Raw genomic sequence first — 4,811 nt, forward strand, 5'->3', positions numbered from 1 at the left:
TCTTTGCTTCATTAAGCTGATTTCTGTAAGAAGTTTTAAGATTGTAAAGGTTCTGGCCATTAGTAATAAGTTCAGAACGGACTAACTCTAACTGTTCTTTGGTTAAATCGCGCTCAATGTTATCAAAATCAGTGAATTTAACGGTCTTAACACCATTGGTATCGGAAGACAGATAATCAAAGTATTCAATCTTTTCTTTCAGATTGTCTTTTGTTCTTCTATCACCGCTGAATTTATATCCAATTGAAGAGATAAAATACATCTGGGAGTTTTTGTTTTCCTCAAAGCCTTCAGTTGCATCTTCAAGCTTAGTTAATTTGAAATCTCTGAATTGATCTACTGATAGTTCTAATTCAATAACACCATCTGCTGCAGGTGTATTTACCCATTCTTTGTAGAAATCAGGCTCTTCATCAAACCATGCAACAGTATAGCCTTCAGCTTCTAAAGATTCTCTAAAGGCTTTGGAATTATCGTTGAAGATATTACCCTGATATTTAGTGTCTTTGATTGCGTACAGCATCATTAAGCTCCTTCAAATAAAAGTTGGTTAGTAGGTTTAACTTTTTCCTATCATGGTATTTTGTCTTATCACCAATCCAGGACTTAAATTGATTTGTTAATATGTCTGGTTCAATAACTCCTGCCTTAACAAGTTTGGCCAAATGAGAGATTTTTCTTTTCTCTCTGATTACATTATCTCTGACCATTCGTTTAAGAATGCCGTTGGAAGGAGTTAGATCGTATTTTGTCTTTAACCAGGTAAAGCCATGTGAGAGTTTTATAATCTGTGTTTTATTAGGATGAACATATAGGCCTAGCTTATCAGCTTGTTCTTTTATTTCTTCAAGCAGGAACTGCAGTCTGATCTTATCTCTTTCAATGATATAAATATCATCCATGTATCGGCCATAGAACTTGCACTGTCTAACCACTTTACACCAGGTATCAATTGGAGTTGGATAAAATATCCCTGCAATTTGAGATACTGGGGCACCAATGCCTAGACCTTTGTGTAGAAAGCGTTGACCGGTTAATAATTCTTTGGGAACTTTCTGCCACTCAAGTGAATTAAAGATAATGTTATGTTCATTAGGTTCTGTTATATATGAAATATCTGTTTCATGAGCCTTCAGCATTACTCTTAACAGATGTTCTAACCTTTGATCTGGGATCTTTGAAATAATTGATTGAATCAGTGGTTCATGAGGAATATTGTCAAAGAATTTTCTGAAATCAACTTTAAGAATATAACCATCAGTGCTATTGATGGCCATGTATTTTCTTAAATGCGTTTCTAATCTTGCCCTTGTAAAAGAAACACCTTTTCCTTTTAGGCTTGCACCATTGTCATAGATTAAATAACGTCTAAGGTTAGGAACCAGAACGGAATCACAGAGAACATGCTGAAGCAGACTATCTCTTACAGATAAAGCTTTTACAAGTCTTATATGGCCACGTTCGCTTAGAGTAAATACATTAAAGGGATTAGGTTTATATGTGCCCTGCTCTATTTCATCAATCAACTGCAGAATGTTTCTGCTGAGGTTCAGATTGAAATGTTGAGTGCTATCCTTCCAACCGCTTACAGATTTGATCTTATGAAAAGCTTTGTAGTAGTTATCTGGATTGAGTAGAGCATCAAAATACATTTAAGAGGGAGTCCGTGCTGATAGCTTTAGCGGTCGTAACCGAAAGCGTCACGGACTAGGTTCACCTCATGGAAGAACTGCTTCCACAGAGGAAAGTCACACTCTCCTGCTTTGCTGCTGACAACTCGGTATATAACCTAATAATCTGTGTCATGTAAGCATAGGGCGCACACCACCAACGTTCGAAGCGTTGTTGTAGTTGGCATTACCATTGTTGTTGACATTCGCAAAATTAGACGAAGAGACAACTGCTTTTAGAGTGTGGCTGTATTTGCGTTTTCATTACGCAAATCGTTGAAGCGTTTATTATCTGACTTTCTCCAACCTTTGATTAAAGAAATCTCCTTTTCAACTAACTGAATGTAAGGAGTATATTTCTTTGTGGCCACTGGGAATACATCAATAATAAACTCTAATTCTTTTAAAATCTGCTCACAATTTCCAATTGCTTTATCCTGGAATAAGCGCCTTTCTTGCGCTTCTCTGAAGTCAAAAGCATAAATAGAATTAGCTGCAGTGAGATTTAATAATAGTTCGCGTGTTAATTGCCATAATGAATCACGAAATTTTTCTATAATCCATTGTGGGTATTCAGTATCAAACCGTGTAAAGCCGTATTTATTAACAATTGCTAAGAACATCTGTTGATCTTCTGGCTGCATATCTTTTGTGATAAATTCAACGGTTCTAACACCTTTCTTTATTCCAAAATCACGTGCCATCAGCATGAAGAAATCGCGCCTGAGCTTCTGAGCATTAGTGAAAAATTCTAATTTAGCCTGAGTACGAAATCTTTTTAAAACAGACAACTTAACATCCTATAGGGCGCCACAAGGGCGCCCAGATTAAAGATTACTTGATTAAGCAGAAAGGGCGCACACCACCAACGTTCGAAGCGTTGTGGTAGTGGGCACCACCATGGCCGCCGACATTCGCAAAACGAGACGAAGAGACAACGTCACGAAGCCACCACCAGTAACGGCTACCTGCTAAATCAGTAAATCTTAAACTTGAGTTATGGCTGAAAGCACTAATTATCTTAGGGAAATCATGTCTATCCTTATAACTAGAACTCATCTTGCTACCATAAACCATTGATTCAGTCATTATATCGCAGGCCTCTACAGTAGTCCATTCAGCATCAGATGATGCGCCAGTAAAGCCACCGCCTGCCATTGAAGCCATAGAGGTGTTAACGGTCTTAGTTAGGTATTCTCTGAATGAACATACATGAGAAGAACCAAAGGCATTCTTGATGCCGGTTCTAACTGCAGGCATCTTAGTTGTGTACATGTATGAACCCTTATAACCACCGGCTGTGGTATTTGTAGAATTCATATATGAGGTTCCAAGCTGAATATCAGGGAACACTAACACATGATGCTCTGTTAACTCAGTATCACCATAATGAAGGGCATAGTCACATTCACCTACAACCCATTTTGCCTGATATGTTGTACCGCTGATGGTAACTGGTAATTCAATATAATCACCTGGATAAATATCATCAAAAGTGCCATTGGCCACATTCTCTGAGAATTCACCACTGGTGAATAATGAAGTGATGTTCTTACCGCGATATAAAGCATTATGTTGAGGTGCACCTGAAGGGCAAAGGTCAAACAGAGAAATGGTTCCTTTGATTTCCTTTGCATTTGGCACCATTGCCCAGACATCTTCATCAGTGCCAGGTTCTACCACACCTGCAGTGGTATCAGGACCATTAGCGCTATCTGCAAGGGCGGTCTTTAGGGTAGCAGGAGTGATGATTTTCTTTGTATCTGTACCTGCAGAAGCTTCTGCTGCAGTTGCAAGCTGAGCAACACCTTTCTGTGACTCTGTTGCATCTGGGTTTAAGAAATTAGTATCTCCAAAGGTTACATACTGAGGATTACCCTGAGTAAGTACAAGTTCAAAGCTTGCATAAGCCTGAGTAGTAGCAATCTTAGATAATAGACCATCTTCACTGGAAGCAACGGCAAAAAGAACTCCACCATCAGTAACAAAACCAATGGTTTTAGCAGTATAAACAGCATCACTGACATCACCGGCTGAAACATGAATAGTATGTTCATCTGTAGCAACACCGCTTACAGTGTTAATCTCGGCAACAATATCTGTAATATCTGAAAGAACAGATAATGCACTTGCTGTAATTGCTGTAGATGAAAATATAGCTTTTGCAATGGTAACAGTGGTAGTTCCAGTTGCTTCAGCGTTAATAAGAGCCTGAATACCGGCTCTGGTTACAATGCAAGAATCTGACATTTATTTATCTCCAGTTAAGTTGATAGTTTTGCATAAGACATGGTAGTGATATGAGCAGGTGCAACTACAGTCTCATCCTTCATATCACAGTGATAATCATTAGGAGTTCTCAGATGCACGTAAGTCATTTGAGACATAGCGCCAACATAGTTCTTTGATGCATCAAAGTATTCCCATCTTTCAGGTGGTGAATATAGGTGGGTATAGACCATCTGAGAGGAATGGAAGAACTGTTTGCAAGATTCTGCTCTACTCTAATCTCAAAAGTATGAGGAACACCCTGAGGTTCCATTTCGAACCATTCTTTGATTGAAGATGCCTGACTTCCGACAATCCCAGCTAATACATCTTTGATAGCTCCCTTTGTTCCAAGGTGAGATTTAGTCTGAATTAAAGAACGGAGAACCTGTCGCTTGGTTTCAATATTCCAGGAGTCTCTCCATACATGGGCGTGCCATTGAGCAGCTAAATGGTCTAAAGTATCACTGCTTAATTCATCAAAACGGTAATAAAAAAGACCATCTTTTAGATGATCTTTTGAATCGTCACCGGCATATAAAGCTTCAGCTGAATGTTTAAATACCGGTTCTTCTTTTATTGATGAAGGAAGGAGCGCAAACAGGAGTGTCTTATCTTCCGATTTATGCATCTTCAGCTCCTCCATATGATATTGTCACATTTGAAGCAGAACATTGGGCTACGTGCTCTTTATCAACGGTTGTAAAGACAGGCGCTGTTATAACGCAACGTTTTGCGCCTGCATCACGAACCATTTTGATAAGAACATCAGGATTAATATCACGACCGATTTTACTTTGCTGCCATATTCTGTAATTTTCTACAGCCTGTAAAACAGAAGCTGTAATCTGAGATATCTTTGAAATATCATTT

The 4,811-nt window shown here is 38.7% G+C and carries 5 protein-coding genes and 1 pseudogene; all 6 read right to left on the bottom strand.

Annotated features, from left to right (window positions below):
• A partial coding sequence (locus QZU45_RS11630) for a hypothetical protein (protein WP_295355462.1) occupies nucleotides 1-526 on the bottom strand: 526 nt, incomplete at its 3' end.
• Nucleotides 498-1,652 carry an RNA-directed DNA polymerase gene (locus tag QZU45_RS11635; protein WP_295355464.1) on the bottom strand — a complete coding sequence of 385 codons (1,155 nt, stop codon included), beginning with the start codon at nucleotides 1,650-1,652 and terminating at the stop codon, nucleotides 498-500. The genes QZU45_RS11635 and QZU45_RS11630, both read right to left, overlap by 29 nt.
• Before the next feature lie 254 nt (nucleotides 1,653-1,906).
• Nucleotides 1,907-2,461: a hypothetical protein gene (locus QZU45_RS11640; RefSeq protein WP_295355466.1), complete on the bottom strand. Its 555-nt coding sequence runs from the start codon at nucleotides 2,459-2,461 to the stop codon at nucleotides 1,907-1,909.
• 43 nt (nucleotides 2,462-2,504) lie between these two features.
• Entirely contained in the window at nucleotides 2,505-3,920 is a 1,416-nt protein-coding gene (locus QZU45_RS11645) for a hypothetical protein (RefSeq protein WP_295355468.1), read from the bottom strand.
• Between the two features lie 124 nt (nucleotides 3,921-4,044).
• Nucleotides 4,045-4,569 (bottom strand): phage tail protein I, encoded by a 525-nt coding sequence (locus QZU45_RS11650; protein ID WP_295355470.1) that lies wholly within the window; start codon nucleotides 4,567-4,569, stop codon nucleotides 4,045-4,047.
• Nucleotides 4,562-4,811, bottom strand: a pseudogene (locus tag QZU45_RS11655) (hypothetical protein); the annotation flags it as partial. The pseudogene QZU45_RS11655 and the gene QZU45_RS11650, both read right to left, overlap by 8 nt.

The organism is uncultured Succinivibrio sp. (assembly GCF_902756765.1).
Classification (GTDB): Bacteria; Pseudomonadota; Gammaproteobacteria; order Enterobacterales; family Succinivibrionaceae; genus Succinivibrio.

What these genes read in the sequence shown, in the direction of transcription:
- QZU45_RS11635 (WP_295355464.1), bottom strand. Translation starts at nt 1,652, where the DNA reads ATGTATTTTGATGCTCTACTCAATCCAGATAACTACTACAAAGCTTTT.
- QZU45_RS11645 (WP_295355468.1), bottom strand. Translation starts at nt 3,920, where the DNA reads ATGTCAGATTCTTGCATTGTAACCAGAGCCGGTATTCAGGCTCTTATT.
- QZU45_RS11650 (WP_295355470.1), bottom strand. Translation starts at nt 4,569, where the DNA reads ATGCATAAATCGGAAGATAAGACACTCCTGTTTGCGCTCCTTCCTTCA.